General features: G+C 70.7%; 20 protein-coding genes. 9 read left to right on the forward strand and 11 right to left on the reverse strand.

The features are described 5' to 3' along the window. Positions 1-7: 7 nt before the first annotated feature. From efeO to OG828_RS35085, 3 genes are all read right to left on the reverse strand, one after another. Positions 8-1,162 (reverse strand): iron uptake system protein EfeO, encoded by a 1,155-nt coding sequence (gene efeO, locus OG828_RS35075; protein ID WP_328503443.1) that lies wholly within the window; start codon positions 1,160-1,162, stop codon positions 8-10. Between the two features lie 189 nt (positions 1,163-1,351). After that, positions 1,352-2,173 (reverse strand): heme ABC transporter ATP-binding protein, encoded by an 822-nt coding sequence (locus OG828_RS35080; protein WP_328503444.1) that lies wholly within the window; start codon positions 2,171-2,173, stop codon positions 1,352-1,354. Positions 2,174-2,271: 98 nt separating this feature from the next. Then, positions 2,272-3,357 carry a FecCD family ABC transporter permease gene (locus OG828_RS35085; protein WP_328503445.1) on the reverse strand — a complete coding sequence of 362 codons (1,086 nt, stop codon included), beginning with the start codon at positions 3,355-3,357 and terminating at the stop codon, positions 2,272-2,274. A gap of 77 nt (positions 3,358-3,434) precedes the next feature. Between OG828_RS35085 and OG828_RS35090 the strand changes: the two genes are divergently transcribed. Further along, positions 3,435-4,079, forward strand: a complete 645-nt coding sequence (locus tag OG828_RS35090; RefSeq protein ID WP_328503446.1) for a PhzF family phenazine biosynthesis protein — start codon at positions 3,435-3,437, stop codon at positions 4,077-4,079. A gap of 38 nt (positions 4,080-4,117) precedes the next feature. Here the strand turns inward: OG828_RS35090 and OG828_RS35095 are convergent, their stop codons facing one another. Then, complete coding sequence (locus OG828_RS35095; protein ID WP_328503447.1) at positions 4,118-4,765, reverse strand: biliverdin-producing heme oxygenase; 648 nt, start codon at positions 4,763-4,765, stop codon at positions 4,118-4,120. 136 nt (positions 4,766-4,901) lie between these two features. Continuing rightward, positions 4,902-5,759 carry a type I methionyl aminopeptidase gene (map, locus tag OG828_RS35100; RefSeq protein ID WP_210577701.1) on the reverse strand — a complete coding sequence of 286 codons (858 nt, stop codon included), beginning with the start codon at positions 5,757-5,759 and terminating at the stop codon, positions 4,902-4,904. Positions 5,760-5,817: 58 nt separating this feature from the next. Between map and OG828_RS35105 the strand changes: the two genes are divergently transcribed. Next, positions 5,818-6,048 (forward strand): hypothetical protein, encoded by a 231-nt coding sequence (locus OG828_RS35105; protein ID WP_210577702.1) that lies wholly within the window; start codon positions 5,818-5,820, stop codon positions 6,046-6,048. Between the two features lie 69 nt (positions 6,049-6,117). On the opposite strand, the gene OG828_RS35110 is transcribed toward OG828_RS35105, so the two are convergent. Both OG828_RS35110 and OG828_RS35115 read right to left on the reverse strand, forming a co-directional pair. Continuing rightward, complete coding sequence (locus OG828_RS35110) at positions 6,118-7,416, reverse strand: MFS transporter (RefSeq protein WP_328503448.1); 1,299 nt, start codon at positions 7,414-7,416, stop codon at positions 6,118-6,120. Between the two features lie 42 nt (positions 7,417-7,458). Continuing rightward, positions 7,459-8,064 carry a hypothetical protein gene (locus tag OG828_RS35115; RefSeq protein ID WP_328503449.1) on the reverse strand — a complete coding sequence of 202 codons (606 nt, stop codon included), beginning with the start codon at positions 8,062-8,064 and terminating at the stop codon, positions 7,459-7,461. Positions 8,065-8,175: 111 nt separating this feature from the next. Here OG828_RS35115 and OG828_RS35120 point away from each other — a divergent pair, with 111 nt between their 5' ends. Genes OG828_RS35120 through OG828_RS35130 form a run of 3 tightly spaced genes read left to right on the forward strand, consistent with a single transcriptional unit; the run spans position 8,176 to position 10,230 of the window. Continuing rightward, positions 8,176-9,243, forward strand: a complete 1,068-nt coding sequence (locus OG828_RS35120; RefSeq protein ID WP_328503450.1) for a sialidase family protein — start codon at positions 8,176-8,178, stop codon at positions 9,241-9,243. Positions 9,244-9,280: 37 nt separating this feature from the next. After that, on the forward strand, positions 9,281-9,997 hold the full coding sequence (gene npdG, locus OG828_RS35125; protein ID WP_328503451.1) for an NADPH-dependent F420 reductase: 717 nt from the start codon (positions 9,281-9,283) through the stop codon (positions 9,995-9,997). A 59-nt stretch (positions 9,998-10,056) separates the two neighbouring features. After that, positions 10,057-10,230: a hypothetical protein gene (locus OG828_RS35130; protein ID WP_210577707.1), complete on the forward strand. Its 174-nt coding sequence runs from the start codon at positions 10,057-10,059 to the stop codon at positions 10,228-10,230. Positions 10,231-10,232: 2 nt separating this feature from the next. Here the strand turns inward: OG828_RS35130 and OG828_RS35135 are convergent, their stop codons facing one another. After that, positions 10,233-11,033, reverse strand: coding sequence for a site-2 protease family protein (locus tag OG828_RS35135; RefSeq protein ID WP_328365846.1), 801 nt, complete (start codon positions 11,031-11,033; stop codon positions 10,233-10,235). 159 nt (positions 11,034-11,192) lie between these two features. On the opposite strand from OG828_RS35135, the gene OG828_RS35140 reads away from it, so the two are divergent. Beyond that, positions 11,193-14,531 (forward strand): AfsR/SARP family transcriptional regulator, encoded by a 3,339-nt coding sequence (locus OG828_RS35140; RefSeq protein WP_328503452.1) that lies wholly within the window; start codon positions 11,193-11,195, stop codon positions 14,529-14,531. Between the two features lie 19 nt (positions 14,532-14,550). Here OG828_RS35140 and OG828_RS35145 read toward each other — a convergent pair whose 3' ends face one another. The 3 genes from OG828_RS35145 to panB all read right to left on the reverse strand — a co-directional run bounded on the left by OG828_RS35145 (position 14,551) and on the right by panB (position 17,483). Continuing rightward, the gene (locus tag OG828_RS35145; protein ID WP_328441009.1) at positions 14,551-15,366 is read right to left on the reverse strand and encodes an ABC transporter permease; all 816 of its coding nucleotides are present in this window, start codon (positions 15,364-15,366) and stop codon (positions 14,551-14,553) included. Further along, a complete protein-coding gene (locus OG828_RS35150; RefSeq protein WP_328503453.1) occupies positions 15,363-16,379 on the reverse strand; it encodes an ATP-binding cassette domain-containing protein in 1,017 nt (338 codons plus the stop codon). The genes OG828_RS35145 and OG828_RS35150 overlap by 4 nt, the downstream gene beginning before the upstream one ends. 225 nt (positions 16,380-16,604) lie before the next feature. After that, a complete protein-coding gene (gene panB / locus OG828_RS35155; protein ID WP_328441011.1) occupies positions 16,605-17,483 on the reverse strand; it encodes a 3-methyl-2-oxobutanoate hydroxymethyltransferase in 879 nt (292 codons plus the stop codon). Positions 17,484-17,670: 187 nt separating this feature from the next. Between panB and OG828_RS35160 the strand changes: the two genes are divergently transcribed. The 3 genes from OG828_RS35160 (at position 17,671) to OG828_RS35170 (ending at position 21,180) form a co-directional block, all read left to right on the forward strand. Continuing rightward, a complete protein-coding gene (locus OG828_RS35160) occupies positions 17,671-19,260 on the forward strand; it encodes an MFS transporter (RefSeq protein WP_328503454.1) in 1,590 nt (529 codons plus the stop codon). Between the two features lie 51 nt (positions 19,261-19,311). Beyond that, entirely contained in the window at positions 19,312-19,944 is a 633-nt protein-coding gene (locus OG828_RS35165; protein ID WP_328441013.1) for a TetR/AcrR family transcriptional regulator, read from the forward strand. Between the two features lie 186 nt (positions 19,945-20,130). Then, on the forward strand, positions 20,131-21,180 hold the full coding sequence (locus tag OG828_RS35170) for an endonuclease/exonuclease/phosphatase family protein (RefSeq protein ID WP_328365860.1): 1,050 nt from the start codon (positions 20,131-20,133) through the stop codon (positions 21,178-21,180). Positions 21,181-21,253: the final 73 nt, after the last annotated feature.

The following is a 21,253-nucleotide window of genomic DNA, read 5'->3' on the forward strand; positions in this document are numbered from 1 at the left end:
GTGCCCCCTACTTCACGACGACTGCGGCGGCCAGCTTGGAGAGGGGCTCGGCGAGCGCGTTCACCGCGTCCGACAGCTCCTTGCGGTCGGCCTCGCCGACCTTGTCGTACGAGGTGAAGTCGTACGACGTCTTGTCCGCGCGATACTTGTCCAGCAGCCCGTTGAGCGCGCCGAACTGCTTGTCCAGCTCCGTGACCAGCGCCGGATCGTTCTCCTGGGCGACGGACTTCAGCAGCTCGTACGACTTCTCCGCGCCCTCGACATTGGCCTTGAAGTCGACCAGGTCGGTGTGGGAGTAGCGCTCCTCCTCGCCGGTGACCTTGCCGGTGGCGACCTCGTCGAGGAGTTCCTTGGCGCCGTTGGCCATGGAGGTCGGGGTGATCTCGGCCTTGCCGACCCGCTTCTGCCAGTCCTTCAGGTCGGTGATGAGCTGGTCGGCGAGTTCGGAGTCGCGGGCGGTGAGCTTCTTGTCCTTCCACAGCGAGCGCTCGATGCGGTGCCAGCCGGTCCAGTCCTTCTCCAGGTCCTGGCCCTCCTCCAGACCGTCCTCGCGCAGGTCGACCTTGGGGTCGATGTCACCGAAGGACTCGGCGACCGGCTCGGTGCGCTCCCAGCCGATACGGGAGGGCGCGTACGCCTTCTTCGCGGCCTCCATGTCGCCGTCCTTGACCGCCTTGGCGAACACCTCGGCGAGCGGCACCGTCTCGTCGGCCTGCGTCTGGGAGTACTCGCGGTAGGCGGCGACGGCCTTGTCGAGACGCGGGTCGCGCTTGGCAGCCGTCCCGCCGGTGACCTTGATGTCCTGGCGGATGCCGTCGCCCTTCATGCCGGGCTTGCAGGCGATCTGGTAGTCGCCCGCCTTCACTTCGGCGGTGACGCGCTGCTTGGTGCCGGGGCCGATGTTCTCGCGCTCGGTCACCACCCGGTCGTCCGGGAAGAGGATGTAGACCTCGTTGACCTTGGAGCCCTTGTTCTCGATGGCGAGCTCGACGTGCCCGGCCGGGACCTCGTTCTTCGACACCTCGCACTTGTCGTCCGTCGCGGTCACGTTGATCACGTTGTCGCCGCTGCCGGAACCGCCCTTCTCGGTGCAGCCGGTGAGAGCGGTCAGCGCCGCCACGGTGGTGGCGGCGGTGATGACGGAGAGTCTGGCGGGGCGCATACAGGCTCCATGGGTGTGGCGAGAAATCGCTGACAGGGGATACATAGCTTCGGCAAGGCTCGCCTAACTTAACCGAGCCTTACCTGCGTGATACCCGTCCGTTCCGTGATTCAGCTCTCATGGACGGTGTATGAGCACGAGCCGATCACGGTGGCTCAAATCGGACCCCACGGAAGGGTCAAGGAAGCGTCAAAGGTCGCGCCTCGGGGTCACCAGGACCGCGCCCGTCCGGGGATGCGGCAGCACCTCGACCTCCTGGTCATAGACCTCCGAGAGCAGCCGGTCCGAGAACACCTCCCCGGGCGGCCCGTCCGCCACCACCTCCCCGGCACGCAGAACCGCCACCCGGTGCGCATAGGCCGCCGCAAGCCCCAGATCGTGCAGCACGACCACCACCGCGTCCCCGGCCCGCGCCCGCTCCCGGCACAGCCGCAGCACCAGCTCCTGATGCCTGAGATCCAACGCCGCCGTCGGCTCGTCGAGCAGCAGCAGCGGCGCCCGCTGAGCAAGCACCCGAGCGAGTGCGACACGGGCTCGCTCACCACCACTGAGCGCGGAGAACGGGCGCGTGGCGAATGCGGCCACCTCGGCCCGGTCCATCGCCTCGGCCACGGCGGCGTCATCGTCCTCGACCGTGGTCGCGGCCCACGGCGCACGCCCCATCCGGACCACCTCCTCCACCGTGAACGGGAACGACAACGCCGCCGACTGCGGCAACACGGCCCTCCGCAGGGCCAGTTCAGGCGCGGACCACTCCGACGCCGGACGCCCCAAAATCCGTACGACCCCCTCCGCGACCGGAAGATCGGCAGCGAGCGCCCCCAACAGGGTGGACTTACCGGCCCCGTTGGGCCCGACGAGGGCGAGGACCTCACCGGCACGGGCGGCAACGGACACGCCGTGGAGAACGGCGCGGGACCCGAGCCGGACGTGGAGGCCCTGCGCTTCGGCGAGAACGTCGCCGGGCTGGGCGGGGGCGGGAGGGGCGGGCCGGGGCCGGAGGAGTCGCATAGGCAGGGGTCCTTATAGAGGAAGGGGACTGGAGAACCTGAAGGGGCGCGGGGAACTGCGCGACCAGCCCCCACACACCCGCAGACGACACACAACCCCTAGGCCCAACCCCCCTGCCGCCGCCGAGTCCTCCGCAACAGCCAGAAAAAGAACGGACTACCGATCAGCGCCGTCAGCACCCCCAGCGGAAGCTCCGCCGGCGCCGCCATAGTCCGTGCAGCCAGATCCGCCCCCAAAAGAACCACCGCACCCCCCACCGCACTGCCCGGCACCAGGAAGTGATGCCCGGGCCCAGCCGCCATCCTCAACAGATGCGGCACGACAAGACCGACGAAGACGATGACACCGGACACGCTCACCGCAGCCGCCGTCAGCAACGCGACGACAAGGATCAGTACGATCCGCAGCCGCTCCACCTCGACCCCCAGATGCCGCGCGGGCCGGTCGCCGAGCGCGAGCAGATCGAGCCGGCGCGAATACACCGGCGCCACCAGCAGCCCGATCGCCGCACACGGCAGTACCGCCAGCACCTTCGACCAGGTCGCCTGGGAGAGGGAACCCAGCTGCCAGAAGGTGATCTGGTTCACCGCCGCGGTATCGGCGAGAAAGATGAACAGCCCGACGAGCGCCCCGCAGAACGCGTTCACCGCGATCCCCGTGAGGATCAGCGTCACGACCTCCGTACGGCCGCCCGAGCGCGACATCCCGTACACCAGCAGCACGGTGCCGAGCCCGGCGACGAAGGCCATGGCGGGGAGCGTCCAGTTGCCGAAGAAGGACAGGCCGAGCGAGATCGAGGCCACCGCGCCGACCGCCGCGCCCAAGGAGACGCCGATCGTGGCCGGTTCGGCCAGCGGGTTGCCGAACACGCCCTGCATCAGCGCGCCCGCACAGCCCAGCGAAGCGCCGACGAGCAGTGCGAGCACGATCCGAGGAAAGCGGACGTTCCACAGCACCGACTCCGCGACCCGGTCCAACTCCCCGCCGCCGAGCCCGACTTTGTGCTGCACGGAGGCGAGGACGTCCCCCACCGGGATCGGGTACGCGCCGATCCCCGCGGCGACCGGGACGAGGACGAGGAGGCCGGCGACCATGCCGACCATCAGCAGCCAGCCGGTGGTGCGCCGTCTGCGGGGCGGCACGTCGGCCGCCACCTCCCGCTCCGCCTTCTCCAGTACGGTCATCCGGCTCTCCTCTTCAGTGATCGAAGCTTAGGTTAGCCTTACCTCGCTCGTCACCGGTGTGCTGCTTCAATGCCTCTGTGACTGATTACGACGTGCTCCGTGTCTTCTGCGGCGCCGCGGGCGGATGCGGCAACGAACTCGGCGTCGTGCGCGACGGCTCGCTGATGCCGGAGCGGGAGGAGCGGCAGGCGTTCGCGGCGAAGCTCGGGTTCAGTGAGACCGTGTTCGTGGATGACCCCGAGCGGGGGATCATCGACATCTACACGCCCAGCACACGGCTGCCCTTCGCCGGATATCCCTGCGTCGGCACGGCCTGGCTCCTCGATGTCCCCGAACTCGTCACGCCCGCCGGTGTGGTGGGCGCCCGCCTGGACGGGGAGTTCAGCTGGATCGAGGCGCGGGCGGAGTGGGTTCCGCCGCGCACCCTGCGCCGGTACGCCACGGCCGCCGAGGTCGACGCCCTGCCGGTGCCGCCGCCCGGCGAGTGGGTGTACGCCTGGGCCTGGGAGGACGAGGCCGCGGGGCGGATCCGGGCCCGTGGCTTTCCCGGTCGCGGTGACGGTGTCGAGGAGGACGAGGCGACCGGGGCGGCGGCCATGCTGCTCACGGACCAGTTGGGCAGAGCCCTCAACATCACGCAGGGGTCGGGGTCTCAGATCCTCACCGCTCCACAGCCGGGCGGCTGGGTGGAGGTCGGAGGCCGCGTGTTTCTGGACCGCTGAGCAGTGAACGCACTGATGAGCAGTGAACGCACTGAGCCCTATGCGCTCAGCGGAAACTCCTCGCCCAGCGCCCGGAACACCGCCGTGTTGAGCGCGAACGCCTTCTTGCACTCCGCGATGATGCGCTGCTTCTCCAGGTCGTCCGCGTGGACCTCGTCCAGCAGCTCCCGGTAACCCCGCTTGAACGCCGCCGGGTTGGCGATCTCCTCGAACACGTAGAAGCGGACGCCGTCGCCCTTCTTCGTGAAGCCCCAGGTCCGTTCCGCCTTGTCGCGGATGATCTGGCCGCCGGAGAGGTCGCCGAGGTAGCGGGTGTAGTGGTGGGCGATGTAGCCCGCCGGCCAGGTGTCGGCGCATTCGGCGATGCGGGTCGCGTAGGCCTGTGTGGCCGGGAGCGCGGTGAGGGTCGGGCGCCAGTCGGCGCCGCGCAGGTGCTCCAGGTCCCGCTCCAGCGCGGGGAGCCGGAAGAGTCCGGGCTGGATGAAGGGGCCGGCCACCGGGTCCGACGCCAGCCGCTCGGTACCGGTCTCCAGTGCCTCGTACACGAACCACAGTTGCTCGGTGTAGCGCGCGTACGCGTCGACGCCGAGCCTGCCGCCGAGCAGGTCGCTCATGAACGTCGAGGTCTCCGCCTCCACGTGTTGCTCGTGGGACGCGGTGCGGATGAGGGTCGAGAAGGAGTCCATGAGCCCTGATTTTCTATGGTTAGGCTTACCTAAGTCAACCACTTCCCGACCTCTTGTCGGGAAACTTGCCGACGTCCTGTCGGTAAAAGAGTACAAGAAAAGACCCGCCCCCAGCAGGGGACGGGTCGCACGCTTGCTACGGCAGCGTCAGGATCTCCGCCCCCGTCTCCGTCACCACCAGCGTGTGCTCGAACTGGGCCGTCCGCCTGCGGTCCTTCGTGACGACCGTCCAGCCGTCGTCCCACATGTCGTACTCGTGCGTGCCGAGTGTCAGCATCGGCTCGATCGTGAAGGTCATGCCGGGCTGCATGATCGTGGTGGCGTGCGGGCTGTCGTAGTGCGGGATGATCAGGCCCGAGTGGAAGGACGAGTTGATGCCGTGGCCCGTGAAGTCCCGGACGACTCCGTAGCCGAAGCGTTTCGCGTACGACTCGATCACGCGGCCGATGACGTTGATCTGGCGGCCCGGCTTGACCGCCTTGATCGCGCGGTTCAGGGACTCACGCGTGCGCTCCACCAGCAGGCGGCTCTCCTCGTCGACCTCGCCGACCAGGTACGTCGCGTTGTTGTCGCCGTGCACCCCGCCGATGTACGCCGTCACATCGAGGTTGATGATGTCGCCGTCGCGCAGGACGGTGGAGTCGGGGATGCCGTGGCAGATGACCTCGTTGAGGGACGTGCACAGGGACTTGGGGAAGCCTCGGTAGCCGAGCGTCGACGGGTAGGCGCCGTGGTCGCACATGTAGTCGTGCGCCGCCTTGTCCAGCTCGTCCGTGGTCACCCCGGGGGCGATCAGCTTGGCCGCCTCCGCCATCGCCCGCGCGGCGATCCGCCCGGCGACGCGCATCGCCTCGATCGTCTCGGGCGTCTGCACCTCCGGGCCGGTGTACGGCGTCGGCGCGGGCTTGCCGACATACTCGGGGCGACGGATGTTTCCGGGCACGGGACGGGTGGGGGACAGCTCCCCTGGTACGAGCAGCGACTGGCCAGACATGCCAGCGAGTCTAGACGGCGGGCATGGGGGAACATGTCTGTGGTGAAAGGAGCCGGTCATGGCCCTGTTCAAGAAGCGGACCGTCGGAAAGCCGGGCGAGTGGTACTACTGCCTGGAGCACAAGAAGGTGGAAGAGGGGCCCGAGTGCCCCGCCAAGGACCGCTTCGGCCCCTATGCCACCCGCGCGGAGGCCGACCAAGCGATGGCGACGGCCCGCGAGCGCAACCTGGAATGGGAGAACGACCCCAGGTGGCACGACACCCCAGCAACCAAGACCGACGACGACTGAAGCGCGCCCCAAAGGGGCGCGGGGAACTGCGCGACCAGCCACAACGGCGCCGCACCCGAACGACGGACATCACCCTTTAGCCGACGCAGCCAACCCACGCTGCCGCACCGCATGCTCATTGGTGCGCTGGTCGTACGTCATCAGCTTCGGCAGACACAGCGCCAGCAACCCCACCGCACCCGCGCACAGCAGCCCTCCCGACCACACCGACGCCCGTACCCCCCACAGCGCGGCGAAGCCCCCCGCGCGGACCTGCCCGACGGTCGGGCCGACCGAGTACGACAGCAACTCGATCCCGGCGAGCCGACCCCGCAGCTCGTCCGGGATCGTCTGGTTCCACATGGCCGCGCGGAAGATCCCGCTGACCATGTCGCAGCCGCCCGCCACGGTCAGGAACAGCAGCACCAGCCATACGTCGCCGACGACACCGGCGGCCGCGATCGCCAGACCCCAGAGCGCCGCCGACACCACCACCATCCGGCCGTGGCGGTGGACCCGTGAGGTCCAGCCGCTCGTCAGGCTCACCAGCATCGCGCCGAGCGGGACCGACGCGTACATCAGGCCCAGCGCCCACTCGGCGTCCAACTCGTCCGCGAGGAACGGCAGTACGGCCAGCGGCATCGCCAGGAACATCGCGGCGAGATCGACGGCGTAGGTGCCCAGCAGCTCCTTGCGGCTCCACGCGTACCGGGCGCCCTCCGCGATGGCCTTCAGCGACGGCTTCGCCGCCTCGTGGGACGCGGGGGAGGAGGCGATACGGAGGATCAGTACGACGGAGACGACGAAGGTCGCGAGGTCGGCGCCGTACGCCCAGCCCAGGCCCGCGTACGCGACGACCACGCCCGCCAGGGCCGGGCCCGCGACCCCGCCGAGCGTCCAGCGGAAGGCGTTCAGGGAGGCCGCCGCCGGCAGGTGCTCGTGGGCCACGATCCGGGGCCAGAGGGAGTCGAGCGCGGGCCGCTGCACGGAGAACAGGGCGGAGGACAGGGCTGCGACGACGTACAGCGGCCAGACGGCAGGGTGCGGGAGGAGCACGTTGACCAGCAGGGCCGCGCTGAGCAGGCCCTGGCCGGCCTCGGTCCAGATGATCAGCTTGCGTTTGTCCAAGGCGTCCGCGAGCGCCCCGCCGTACAGCCCGAAGACCAGCAGCGGTACGAGCTCCACGGCACCGATTGCGCCCACCGCCGCGGCCGATCCGGTCAGCTCCTTCAGCTGCACCGGCAGCGCGACGAAGGTGAGGAAGCTGCCGAAGTTCGAGATCAGCCCCGAGAACCACAGCCGCCGGAAGTCACGGGAGGCCCGCCAGGGTGCGAGGTCGGGTAACAGGGCGCTGAGGCCGGAAGGGGCGTCGGGGGCGTCGTCGGTCACGGTGGCTCATGGTTGGGGACGCCCGGAGGTGGGGCAACCGAATTACCAGGGGGTGGGGGGCGGTGCGGTCAGCTCGTCCGCCAGCCGCGACAGCCGGTCCCGAAGCCTCCGCCGTCCTCGGGAGACCGGCAGCGAACTCTCCCCGGCCGCCGCGCTGACCAGGTGCTGCACGGTGTCCAGGTCCAGCTCCGCCGACTTGGGCACGGCCAGCCTCTCGTGCGCCATCGCCGCCAACTCGCCCTCGTCCGCGCCGAGCGCCAGTACCGTCGCCCCGGCCCGCCGTGCGTCGTGCACCCGCTCGAGGGTGGCGGGCGTGCAGGAGCCCGCCGGTGAGACCACCAGCAGCGTCTCTCCGCGCCGGGCCGCCGCGAGCCGGCCCAGACCCACGGCCAGGTGCGCCGGATCCGAGGGGCGCGCGTCATGGCGTACGAGAGTCGGCGACAGCTCCGGCGTGCCCGACCACGCGGCCTCGTCGACGAGATGGGCGGCGAGATGCCAGGGCTCGTACTCCGGGGTGCCGACCAGCAGCAGGCCGCCGCCGTGCGACACGACCGAACCGCGCAGCACCCCCGCGAAGCGTCGCGTGGCGCCCAACCACTCGGTCCCGGCGAGCACTTCGCGCAGCAGCGCGACCCGTACGGCGTCCATGCGACGGCATCCTGCCGCAACCCGCGACTTGTGATGTGGAGTTCACCACGAATTCGCCCATGATGGGCAGACGGCCGGATCGCCGCCGAACACGTCACGAGGAGTACGCGCATGTCAGAGACCAGCGTCCCGTTCCGTGCGGGCGACGACGGCTACGCCAGCTACCGGATCCCGGCGGTCGTCGCCACCGCCTCCGGAACGCTGCTCGCCTTCTGCGAGGGCCGTGTCGACTCCGCGAGCGACTACGGGCACATCGACATCGTGCTGAAGCGGTCGACGGACGGCGGCCGCACCTGGGGGGCGTTGCAGGTCGCCGCCCGCAACGGCGGCGACCTCGCGGGCAACCCCGCCCCCGTCGTCCTCGACACCGGCCGCGTGCTGCTCGTCCAGTGCCGTTCCGCCGCCGACGCGGCCGAGAGCGCGATCCTGCGCGGCGAGGTCAAGGACGAGGACGGGCGGCGGGTGTGGGTGCAGCACAGCGATGATGAAGGGGTGACGTGGTCGGAGCCCCGGGAGATCACGCATCAAGTCAAGGAGCCCGGCTGGCGCTGGTACGCCACCGGGCCCGGCCACGCCCTCCAGCTGAGCACCGGCCGGGTCGTCGTCCCCGCCAACCACACCGTGCCGCCCACCGGCTCCGACGTCGGCAACGAGCCCCGGTACAACGGCGGCCACTGCCTGCTCAGCGACGACCGCGGCGAGACCTGGTACCTCGGCTACGTCGACGACAGCCCGACCGACTACCTCAACGCCAACGAGAGCACCGCCGCCGAACTGGCCGACGGCCGCGTCTACTTCAACACCCGCACCGACTCCCGCTCGCCCGGCAACCGCGCCGACGCCCACTCCGAGGACGGCGGCCGGACCCTGGTGAAGCCGTTCCGCCCCCAGGCCGGACTGACCGCCCCCGTCTGCCAGGCGAGCCTCCTCCAGCTCCGCGACCCCGACCTGCTCCTGTACTCAGGCCCCGCACACGGCCGCGCCCTGATGACCCTGCGCGCCTCCACCGACGGCGGCACCACCTGGCGGCCGGCGTTCACCGTCGATGGCCTGCCGGCCGGGTACTCCGACCTGGTCCGCGTCGACGCGTCCACCGTCGGACTCCTCTACGAGACCGGCGACTTCAACCCCTACGAGACGATCAGCTTCCGGCGCGTCCCCGTGACGGAGCTCACCTGACCCGGTGGGGCCGCGGAGGCGGACGTAAAGTCGGCCCATGACCTCTACCGACAGTGCTGCACAGAAGCCCGCGAAGGCCCCCGCCAAGGACCCCTGGGACCTGCCCGACGTCTCCGGTCTCGTCGTCGGCGTGCTCGGCGGGACCGGGCCGCAGGGCAAGGGCCTCGCCTACCGGCTCGCCCGGGCCGGCCAGAAGGTGATCATCGGCTCGCGGGCCGCCGAGCGCGCGCAGTCCGCCGCCGGGGAGCTGGGGTACGGCGTCGAGGGCGCCGACAACGCCGAGTGCGCGCGCCGCAGCGACATCGTGATCGTCGCCGTCCCCTGGGAGGGGCACGGCAAGACGCTCGAATCCCTGCGTGCCGAGCTGTCCGGCAAGCTCGTCGTCGACTGCGTCAACCCGCTCGGCTTCGACAAGAAGGGCGCGTACGCCCTGAAGCCGCAGGAGGGCAGCGCCGCCGAGCAGGCCGCCGCGCTGCTGCCGGACTCCCGGGTGACCGCCGCCTTCCACCATCTGTCGGCGGTGCTCCTTGAGGACCCGGAGGTCGAGGAGATCGACACCGATGTGATGGTGCTGGGGGAGGAGCGCGCCGATGTCGAGATCGTGCAGGCCCTCGCCGGGCGCATCCCCGGCATGCGCGGGATCTTCTCGGGGCGGCTGCGCAACGCCCACCAGGTCGAGTCGCTGGTGGCGAACCTGATCTCCGTGAACCGCCGCTACAAGGCACACGCGGGGCTCCGCATCACGGACGTATGAGGGGATGGGGGACACTGGAGGCAGCGATCCGCAGTGTCCCCCCGACAGGAGCCGACCCCATGCCCCGCCTCGCCCTCTACGCCCTCGCCGTCTGCGCCCTCACCGTCGCCGCGGCCGTCGTCTCCTTCGTGCAGGGCAGCTGGCTGGGCGTCGTGTGGGTGCTGCTGGCGGGGCTGTCGTCGAACATGGCCTGGTACTACGTCAAGCGGGGCAAGGCCGGCCGAGAGGCCTGACGTCACTGGCCGATCTGGCAGTACTCACTCGTGTCCTGCCAGAAGCGGTACAGGTCCTGACCGCAGTAGGTCTCCAGGTCGGTGATCCCCATCGCGGACAGGATCGAGTCCACGGCGTCGAAGAACACGCCATTGATCGACGGCACCCACAGCAGCGCGAACACGAACAGCAGGCCGAACGGCGCGAACGGCTCCACCTGCCGCTTGACGTTGTGCGACAGCCACGGCTCGATGACCCCGTAGCCGTCCAGGCCCGGCACCGGCAGGAAGTTCAGGATCGCGGCCGTGACCTGGAGCAGCGCCAGGAACGCGAGCGCGTACTGGAAGTCGCGCGGCACTCCGTCGAGCGCGTCCAGCCAGAACGGCGCGGTGCACACGGCGGCGAAGAGCACGTTCGTCAGCGGACCCGCCGCGGAGATCAGGCTGTGCCGCCAACGCCCCTGGATGCGCCCGCGCTCGATGAAGACGGCACCGCCGGGCAGGCCGATCCCGCCCATGATCACGAAGAGCACGGGCAGGACGATGCTGAGCAGGGCGTGGGTGTAGGCGAGAGGGTTCAGGCTCAGGTAGCCCTTTGCCCCGACAGTGATGTCGCCGCTGTGCAGCGCGGTGCGCGCGTGCGCGTACTCGTGCAGACACAGCGAGACGATCCACGCCGCCGTCACGAACAGGAACACGGCCACACCGGGCTGCTCCGCGAACCCGGTCCAGGTGGCCCATCCGGTGACCGCGGTGACGGCCATGATCCCGACGAAGACGGGACTGATCCGCCGGTCACTGTGGCGGGTGGTGGCGGTGGTCATCGGGCTCCCCTGGCTCATCTGCACTGCGCTGCGAGTGCCCGACGGTACCGGGCCCAGGAGGAAAACGTCTCGCGGTCAGCTGTGGGTTCCGGTTCCGTACGGTTCATGCGCGGGTAAACCCGGAGGCAGCGCGGGGGCGGCAGCAGGGACAATGGGCCCGTGCGCTACCGCATCCTCGGCACGACTCAGGCAATCCGCACCGACGGCACCACCGTTCCCGTCGGCGGGGCGCGGTTGCGTGCGCTGCTGACGGTGCTGGCCCTGCGGCCGGGACGGACCGTGCCGGTGAGTGTGCTGGTGGACGAGGTGTGGGACGGCGAGGCGCCGGCCGACGCGACGGGGGCGGTGCAGGCGCTGGTGGGGCGGCTGCGCAGGGCGCTGGGGGCGGATGCCGTGGAGTCCGTGGAGGGCGGGTACCGGCTCGCCGCCTCGGGTGACGACATCGACCTGCATCGTTTCGAGCGGCTGGTCGGTGACGGGCTGCGCGCCCTCACCGACGGCGACCCCGCCAAGGCGGCCGTGCTCCTCGACGACGCCCTCGCGCTCTGGCACGGCCCCGCCCTCGCCGACCTGCCCGACCGCACCGCGGAGGCGGCACGCTGCGAGACCCGGCGCCTTGACGCGCTGCGCGCCCGGCACACCGCCGCCCTCGCCCTCGGCCAGGCCGAGCAGTCCCTGCCCGAGCTGACCGCCCTGTGCGACACCCACCCCCTGGACGAGCCCCTCCAGGCCCTGCGTCTGCGCGCCCTGCGCGACGCGGGCCGCGCGGCGGAGGCGCTGGCCGCCTACGACGACCTACGCCGGCTCCTGGCGGACCGGCTCGGCTCGGACCCGGGGCCGGAACTGCGGGCGCTGCACGGGGAACTGCTCCGGCCGGAGGAGGGCGCGCACAGGGACGGATCCGGTGCGCGTGCGTCCGCGGGCGCGGGTACGAGTGCGTCCGGCGGAGGTTGGGGGTCGAAGGGTGCCGGACAGGTCGGGGGTGGGGGCCGTGCGGGCAACCTCCGCGCCCGCCTCACCTCCTTCGTCGGCCGCGAAGCCGACATCGATGCCATCCGCGGCGACCTCGCCGCCGCCCGGCTCGTCACCCTGCTCGGCCCCGGTGGCGCCGGGAAGACGCGGCTGTCGCAGGAGGCCGCCGAGGCCGTGCGGGACGTGGCCCGGGACGGGGTGTGGCTGGCCGAGCTGGCGCCGGTCGACGATCCGGCCGCCGTAGCGGAGGCCGTGCTCACGGCCCTGGGTGCGCGCGAGACCGTGCTGTTCGGGGCCGGGGCGGAGGAGATACGGGCCGGGTTCGAGCGGCATGACGACCCTCTCGTACGGCTCGTCGAGCACTGCGGCCGGCGGCGGATGCTGATCGTGCTCGACAACTGCGAGCATGTCGTCGAGGCCGCCGCCCGGCTGGTCGAGCAGTTGCTGGAGCGCTGCCCGGGACTCACCGTCCTGGCCACCAGCCGTGAACCCCTCGGTGTGCCGGGGGAGTTGGTGCGGCCGGTGGAGCCGCTGCCGGAGCCGGTCGCGCTGCGGCTGCTCGCAGACCGGGGCGCCGCCGCCCGGCCCGGCTTCCGCGTCGAGGACGACCCCGAGGCCGCCGCCGAGATCTGCCGGCGGCTCGACGGGCTGCCGCTCGCCATCGAGCTCGCGGCGGCCCGGCTACGGATGTTGACGCCGCGTCAGATCGTGGACCGGCTCGACGACCGCTTCCGGCTGCTCACCTCCGGCAGCCGTACCGTGCTGCCCCGCCAGCAGACCCTGCGGGCCGTCGTCGACTGGTCCTGGGACCTGCTCGACGCGGATGAACGCGACGTCCTGCGCCGTCTTTCGGTGTTCGCGGGCGGCTGCGAACTCGCCGCCGCCGAGGCCGTCTGCGGACCGGCCGCCCTCGACGCGCTCGGCTCCCTCGTCGACAAGTCCCTTGTCGTGGCGGCCCCTTCGGGAGAGGGCGGCGAGATGCGCTACCGGCTCCTGGAGACCGTCGCCGAGTACGCGGGCGAACGGCTCGACGAGTCCGGCGGGCGCCCCACCGCCGAGCGCGCGCATCTGACGTACTACCGCGAACTCGCCCGCACCACCGACCCGTTGCTGCGCGGCCCGCAGCAGCGTGCCGCCATCGAACGGCTGGAGCGCGAGTACGAGAACCTGCGCACCGCCCTGCGCCGCGCCGTCGCCCTCCGCGACGAGCAGGAAGCAATGTGCCTGGTGCTGTCGCTGTCCTGGTACTGGCAGATGCGCGACCTGCGCATCGAGGCCCGCAACTGGTGCCGCGAGGTCAAGGAGCTGGGCCCCGACCCCTTCACGGCGCCGGCCCGAGTGGCCGATCCGCTGTGGGAGCGCTGCACGGACGTGCCGCCGCCCTGGACGGGCCTGGTCCTCGACGAGGCGCGGCGCGGCGTCCATCTGGCCCATCTCGCCTGTATGGACACCGAGTTGGATGCCTGGCAGACCGACGAGGCGCAGGAGAGGCTGCGGGTCATCGCCGCGAGCTACGAGCCCGGTCTGCCGCAGACCTGCCGGGCCCCCGGGATGTTCTGGTTCTTCGCCGTGATGCTGACCGGCGACATGGGCCGGTTGCGCACGATCATCGACGCCTCCGTCGCCACCTGCCGGGACACCCCCGGCTACGAGTGGGAGCTCGCCGCCGGCCTTCAGATGCGCGCCAACTTCCTCGCCAACCGCGGCGACTGGGTCGGCGACGCCACCCGCGACGCCGACGAGGCGCTGGAGATCTACCGGCGCCTCGGCGACACCTGGGGCATCGCGGAGGCGCTCTCGGCCCGTGCCGAGAGCCGCGAGCGCGCCGGCGACCACCGCCTCGCCGTCGCCGACTACGAGGCGGCCGTCGAGCACGCCGAACGGCTCGGCGCCCGCGCCCATACGTCCGTGCTCCAGGCCCGGCTCGGCAGCGCGCTGCTGGAGATGGGCGAGGCCGAGCGCGGCGAACGCCTCCTGCGCGACGTCATCGCCGAGCGCGACGGCTCCCACAACGAGGCCATGCCCGCGGCCCGGCTCTTCCTCGCCGGCTGGCTCGGCATGACCGATCGCGTCCCGGAGGGCCGCGAGCAGCTCCGGCTGCTGCGCGAGGAGTTCGCCATCGCTCACTTCATCGTCTTCGACGCCTTCATCCTGGGGCTGGCCGCCTGGCTGGACGCGGTCGACGGCTGCCACGAGGAGGCTCTCGAGAAGCTCCGGCGGGCGCTGGTCCATGCCAGGGACCCGCTGTCCGAGGCCTTCACACCGCAGATGCGCTCGACGTATCTGACCACCGCCGCCCTCGCTCTCGCCGGCCTCGACGGCGGCCGCCGGGCCCGCGACGCCGCCCGCTGCCTCGGCGCCGCCGACGCCCTGCTGCCGCCCCGCCATGTCCTGTCGACTCTGGAGCGCACCTGCCGCGAACGGGCCGAGCAGCCGCTGCGACAGCTGCTCGGCGACGAGGAGTACGAGACGGCGTACGCGGAGGGCGGCGGCCTCTCCCCGGAGGAGGCCGCCGCCCTGGTGTGAGCCGCACCTATGGTGAACGTCAGTTCTTGGTGCGGAACTTGTGGATCGCGTAGGGCGCCGCCACCGCGGTGATCGCCACCGACCAGCCGAGGGTCACCCACAGGTCGTGTGCGACCGGGCCGCCCACCATCAGTCCGCGCGACGCGTCCGCGAGCGTGGAGAGCGGGTTCCAGTCGGTGAAGGCCTGCAGCCAGCCCGGCATCGAGCTCGTCGGCGCGAAGATCGACGAGCCGAACTGCAGCGGGAACAGCACCAGGAAGCCCATCGCCTGCACGGACTGCGCGTTCTTCAGCATCACGCCCAGGGTGAGGAACACCCACATGATCGACGAGGCGAACAACGCGGACAGGCCGACGGCCGCGAACAGACCGGGCCAGTTGGTGATGTCGAAACCGACCAGCACGGCGACGATCATCAGCACGGTCGTCGCGAACAGCATCCGCAGCAGCTCGACCGAGATCTTCGCGAACAGCACCGAGCCGCGCCCGATCGGCAGGGACCGGAAGCGGTCCATGACACCGGAGTTGAAGTCCTGGCTGAAGCCGGTGCCGACGCCCTGGGACATCGTCATGGCCATCATCGCCAGCATGCCGGGAATCACGTACTGCACGTACGCGTCCTGACCGCCGCCCAGCGCCTGCCCGATGGAGCCGCCGAAGACGTACACGAACAGCAGGGTGAAGACGACCGGCATCAGCAGGGCGTCGAACATCGACTCGGGGTCCTGCCGGATCCACAGCAGGTTGCGGCGGACCAGGGCGCCGGTGTGGCGCAGATGGCCACGCAGCGGGATATGGGCGTCGTCCTTGACGGGATTGATGGTTACGGCGCTCATACGGCGACCTCCTCGCGGTCATCGGCGGGTACGGCGTCCTGCGGGGCGCTCGCGCGGTGGCCGGTCAGGGACAGGAACACCTCGTCCAGGCTGGGCAGTTCGGTGGTGATGGAGCTGATCGTGATGCCCCGGGCGACGACCGCGCCGGTCACGGCGGTGAGCTGCTCGTCGCTGAGGATCGGCACCAGGACGGTGCCGCCCTCGGTGTCGACGGTGGTGGTGGCGAGGCCGGTGATGCCCAGCTCGTCGAGGTCGCGGGCGAGCGGGCGCAGCTGGAGCGGGTCGGCCGGCTTGATCCGCAGGGTGCGGCCGCCGACCTTCGCCTTCAGCTCCTCGATCTCGCCGTTCGCGATGACCTTGCCGCGGTCCACGACGGTCAGCTCGGAGGCCAGTTGCTCGGCCTCCTCCATGTACTGGGTGGTCAGCAGGACGGTCACGCCGTCCCCGACCATCGCCTTGACCTCGTCCCACACCTCGTTGCGGGTGCGCGGGTCGAGGCCGGTGGTGGGCTCGTCGAGGAACAGCACCTGCGGGCGGCCGATCATCGAGGCGGCGAGGTCGAGCCGGCGCCGCATACCGCCGGAGTAGGTGTTCGCCGGGCGCTTGGCGGCGTCCGTCAGCGAGAAGCGCTCCAGGAGCGCGTCGGCGCGGGCCCGCGCCTCTTTGCGCGGCAGGTCGAGCAGCCGCCCGATCATGTACAGGTTCTCCCAGCCGGGGAGCTTCTCGTCCACGGAGGCGTACTGCCCCGTGAGCCCGATCACCCGGCGCAGCATCCGGGGCTGCCGGACGACGTCGTATCCGGCGACGGTGGCCTGTCCGGAGTCCGGGGTGATGAGCGTGGACAGAATCCGTACGAGGGTGGTCTTCCCGGCCCCGTTCGGCCCGAGCACACCCATCACGGTGCCCTCCCGCACATCCAGGTCGACGCCGTCCAGCGCCTTGGTCTCCCCGTAGTGCTTGACCAGCCCCCGCACGCTCACTGCGACTGTGGCGTTCTTGTCGATTCGCGTCATGCCAGTGACAGTGCCAGCCCTTACCGACAAACCACCGACAGGCCGCCGACAAGCCGCCGATGGCTCCGCCAAGCTGCGGGCAGTCGTGCCGCCTGGGGCGGCACGGGTGGGCGCAGGCGGCACCCCGTCAGCGCCGGGCCGCGCGACCCACCCCGCCTCAGCCACGACAGGGGGCAGCCCGCCGACGGGGGAAGATCGGCGGGCTGCCCGTGGTGCGATGTTGGCTCAGTGGACGGCGTGCTCCTCCAACGGGAACGTTCCGCCGACGACATCCTCGGCGAACGCCTTCGCCGCGTTGCCCATGACCTCACGCAGGTTGGCGTACTGCTTCACGAACTTCGGCACCCGGCCGCCGGTCAGCCCCAGCATGTCGGTCCAGACGAGCACCTGCGCGTCCGTCTCCGGCCCGGCCCCGATCCCCACGGTCGGGATGTGCAGCGTGCGCGTCACCTCGGCCGCCAGCTCCGCCGGCACCAGCTCCAGCACCACCGCGAACGCCCCGGCGTCCTGGACGGACTTGGCGTCCCGCAGCAGTTGCTGCGCCGCCTCCTCGCCACGGCCCTGCACGCGGTAGCCCATCGCGTTCACGGACTGCGGCGTCAGCCCGATGTGCGCCATCACCGGAATCCCGGACTCGACCAGCAGCTCGATCTGCCGGTGCGACCGCTCGCCGCCCTCCAGCTTGACCGCCCCGACCCCGGCCTCCTTCACCAACCGGGTCGCCGAGCGCAGCGCCTGCACCGGACCCTCCTGGTAGGACCCGAAGGGCAGGTCGCCGACGATGAGGGCGCGGGAGGTGCCCCGTACGACGGCGGCGGACAGCATGGTCATCTCGTCGAGTGTGACGGGCACGGTCGTGTCGTACCCGAGGTGGCAGTTGCCCGCCGAGTCGCCGACGAGCATGACCGGGATCCCGGCCTCGTCGAAGACGGACGCGGTCATCGCGTCGTAGGCGGTGAGCATGGGCCACTTCTCGCCGCGTTCCTTGGCGATGGCGATGTCGCGAACGGTGATGCGTCGCGTGCTCTTGCCCCCGTACAGCGCCTTGCTGCCGTCGGAAGGTTTCTGCTGCTGCGCGGACTGGGCAGCCGGAAGCTGCGTCATGGCACGGCTCCTTACGTCATCTCGAGGCACCCTGACGGCGTCCCCGGATCCCCTCCATGGTGGCACCTCGTGCCATAGGACGGCTAGAGGACCCTCGTCACGTAGGAGCGGCGCCTCACGTAAGAGGTGGGTAAAAGGTTTACGATACGAGACGGTCTCGTATCGTAAAGCGTCTATGCTCGGCGGCATGACTACCCCTGCCGTCCCCGACAGCCCCCGGATACCGGAAGCCGTGCACCGGCGCCGCTGGGCGATCCTCGGCGTCCTGATGCTGAGCCTGCTGATCGTGGTGCTCGACAACTCCATCCTGAACGTCGCCATCAAGACGATCTCGACCCCCGCGCCGACCGGTCTGGGCGCCACCCAGAGCGAGCTGGAGTGGGCGATCAACTCCTACACCCTGGTCTTCGCCGGCCTGCTGTTCACGGCCGGTCTCCTCGGCGACCGGCTGGGCCGCAAGAAGGTTCTGCTCGGCGGGCTCGTCCTGTTCGGCATCGGCTCGGCCCTCGCCGCCTGGTCCGGTTCGCCCACCGAGCTGATCACGTTCCGTGCGGTGATGGGCTTCGGCGCGGCGTTCGTCATGCCGGCCACCCTCGCCGTCCTCATGAACGTCTTCGAGCGCGAGGAGCAGCCGAAGGCCATCGGCATCTGGGCGGGCGGCGTCGGTCTCGCCATCGCCATCGGCCCGATCACCGGCGGTGTGCTGCTCGATCACTTCTGGTGGGGCTCGGTCTTCCTCATCAACGTGCCGATCGTGATCCTCGCCCTCGCGCTGATGGTGTGGCTGGTGCCCGACTCCCGCGACCCGAAGCCCGGCCGGATCGACCCGGTCGGCGTGGTCCTGTCGGTCGTCGGCCTGGTCCTGCTCGTCTACGGCATCATCAAGGGCGGCCAGCTCGCCGACTTCACCGACCCGCAGGTGCTGGCGACGATCGGCACGGGAGTGGCCGTACTCGTCGGATTCGTCGTCTTCGAGGCGCGCAGCGACCATCCGTCCATCGACGTCAGGTACTTCAAGAACAAGGTCTTCTCGGCCGCGATCGCCGCCATCGCGCTGGTCTTCTTCGCGCTGATGGGCGTGACCTTCTTCTCCGTCTTCTACACCCAGAGCGTGCGCGGCTACTCGCCGCTGCAGACCGGCCTGCTGATGCTGCCGCTGGCCGCCGCCCAGCTGATCTTCGCGCCGCGGGCCCGGCTGATGGTCGACCGGTTCGGGAACCGGGCGACGACCACGGCGGGGATGCTGATCATCGCGGCGATGCTGGCCGCGTTCGCCACGCTGGAGGCGGACACGCCGATCTGGATCCTCGAGGTGATCTTCTTCCTGATGGGCACCGGTATGGCGCACATCATGACCCCGACCAGCGTCGTCATCATGCAGGCCCTGCCCCGCGAGAAGGCCGGCTCCGCCTCCGCCCTCAGCAACACCTTCCGCCAGGTCGGCGGCGCCCTGGGCATCGCGGTCCTCGGCTCGGTCCTGTCGGCGGCCTACCGCACCGGCGTCGAGGACAAGCTGGGCGTGCTTCCCGCCGACGTACGCCACACCGCGGGCGAGTCCATCGAGGCCACGCTCGGCGTCGCCACGAAGCTCGGCCCCCAGGGGCAGTCCCTCATCGCCCCGGCCCACGACGCCTTCCTGCACGCCATGCACCTCACCGCGCTGTGCGGGGCGGGGGTCGCGGTGATCGGCGCCGTGGTGGTGGGCCTGTTCCTGCCGGGGAAGCCGGCGGCACGCCAGGAGAGCGAGGAGGAGCAGGAGTTGGTGCCGGCCGAGTAGGGGCCGGACCCGGGGGAGAATCACCTCAGGCCACAGAAGGGACGGACCGACGTGAGCAGCCTCGCCGGCAGCGAACCCAAGCAGGAGGGCCCCGCCCGGGGCCGCCCCCGCAGCGAAGCGGTGGAGCGCGCGATCGTGGACGGTGTGGTGAAGCTCCTGGAGGAGGGCGTGCCGCTCGCGGAACTGTCCATCGAGCGCATCGCCCGCACCGTGGGCGTCGGCAAGGCCACCATCTACCGCCGCTGGAGCGGCAAGGAGGAGCTCTTCGTCGACGTCGTCCGCACGGCCGAGCCGCCGGAGCCCGAACTCCCCGGCACCTCGATGCGCGACGACCTCGTGGCCAGCCTCGAACAGCTGCGCAAGCGTGGGCAGATGACCCGTTCCTCCGCGCTGCTGCACAACGTCTACGCCCAGATGAAGAGCAGCCCGAAGATCTGGTCCGCGTACCACGCGGCCGTCGTCGAGCCGCGGCGCCGGCGCCAGATCGAGATCCTGCGCCGGGGACAGGCCAACGGCGAGCTCCGCACGGACATCGACGTCGAGCTGATGAACGACATGTTCGTCGCGCCCCTACTCGTCCGCACCCTGATGCGCCGGGACGCCGACCTCCCGGAGGGCATGTCGGAGCAGCTCGTCGACGCGGTCCTCGACGGACTACGCCCCGTCAGTTCGCCACCCGCGTAACCCGCATGTGCGGGGTATGTCACAGAGCGCGCTTTCCACGCCCGGCACCGGAACTGCCTGTGCCGACTTGTACGTCCTCGTGCCCGTACGCCCGTCGGAAGACGGCGGGAAAGGAGCCGATCATCCCCTAGGGTCGTAGAACACAGGGGGACGGACGGTGTGCACGGCAGGTAGTGAGGCGACGGTATGGCGCAGCAGGCATACGTGACGGAGACGGACAACGACGGCTCGGAGCCCGAGTCGCAAAGCTCCCGGTTCCGGCGCCTGCTCGGCAGAGTGACCACCGGCTGGCGCGGCGACCCCCGGATCTGGCGCCGCGGCCTCGTCGTCGCCGTGCTGGCCCTGCTGCTCGCCCTGGTGATGGTGCTGCACTCGCGCATCCCGAACGCGGTCGGCAACCTCGGCAGCCTCATCGAGACCTTCCTGCCCTGGCTGGGGCTGTCCATCCCGGTGCTGCTCGTGCTGGCGCTGGTCCGGAAGTCGGCGACCGCGCTGATCGCGGTGCTGGTCCCGGCGATCGTATGGCTGAACATGTTCGGCGGCCTGGTCACCGACAAGGCAGGCGGCGGCGGCGACCTCACGGTGGCCACGCACAACGTCAACGCCGACAACGCCGACCCGTCCGGCACCGCCCGTGACGTGGCCGCCTCCGGTGCCGACGTGGTCGCCCTGGAGGAGCTGAAGGGGGCGGTGGTGCCGACGTACGAGGACGCGCTGGCGTCGACGTACAAGTACCACTCCGTCGAAGGCACCGTCGGAGTGTGGAGCAAGTACCCGCTCTCCGGTGTCCGGCCCGTCGACATCAAGCTGGGCTGGACGCGCGCCATGCGCGCCACGGTGACCACGCCCGCCGGGCAGGTCGCGGTGTACGTCGCCCACCTCCCGTCGGTGCGGGTGAAGCTGGAGGCCGGGTTCACCGCCCGGCAGCGCGACAAGAGTGCCAACGCCCTCGGCGAGGCGATCGCCGACGAGAAGCTGCCCAGGGTCGTGCTGCTCGGGGACCTCAACGGCACGATGAACGACCGCGCGCTGAACGCCGTCACCGCCCAGATGCGCTCCACGCAGGGCGCGGCGGGCAGCGGGTTCGGGTTCAGCTGGCCGGCGTCGTTCCCGATGGCGCGGATCGACCAGATCATGGTGAAGGGCGTCGAGCCCGTGACGTCGTGGACGCTGCCGGAGACCGGGAGCGACCACTTGCCGGTGGCCGCGCGTGTGAAGGTCGACACGTCCTCTTAACCGTGAGGAATACCGGGCCTGAGAGAGTTTGTTCCGCAGCTGAACATAGACTCACTGCAGAACCCCGCTCTTG

Origin of the sequence: Streptomyces sp. NBC_00457 (assembly GCF_036014015.1) — a bacterium.
Lineage (GTDB): Bacteria > Actinomycetota > Actinomycetes > Streptomycetales > Streptomycetaceae > Streptomyces.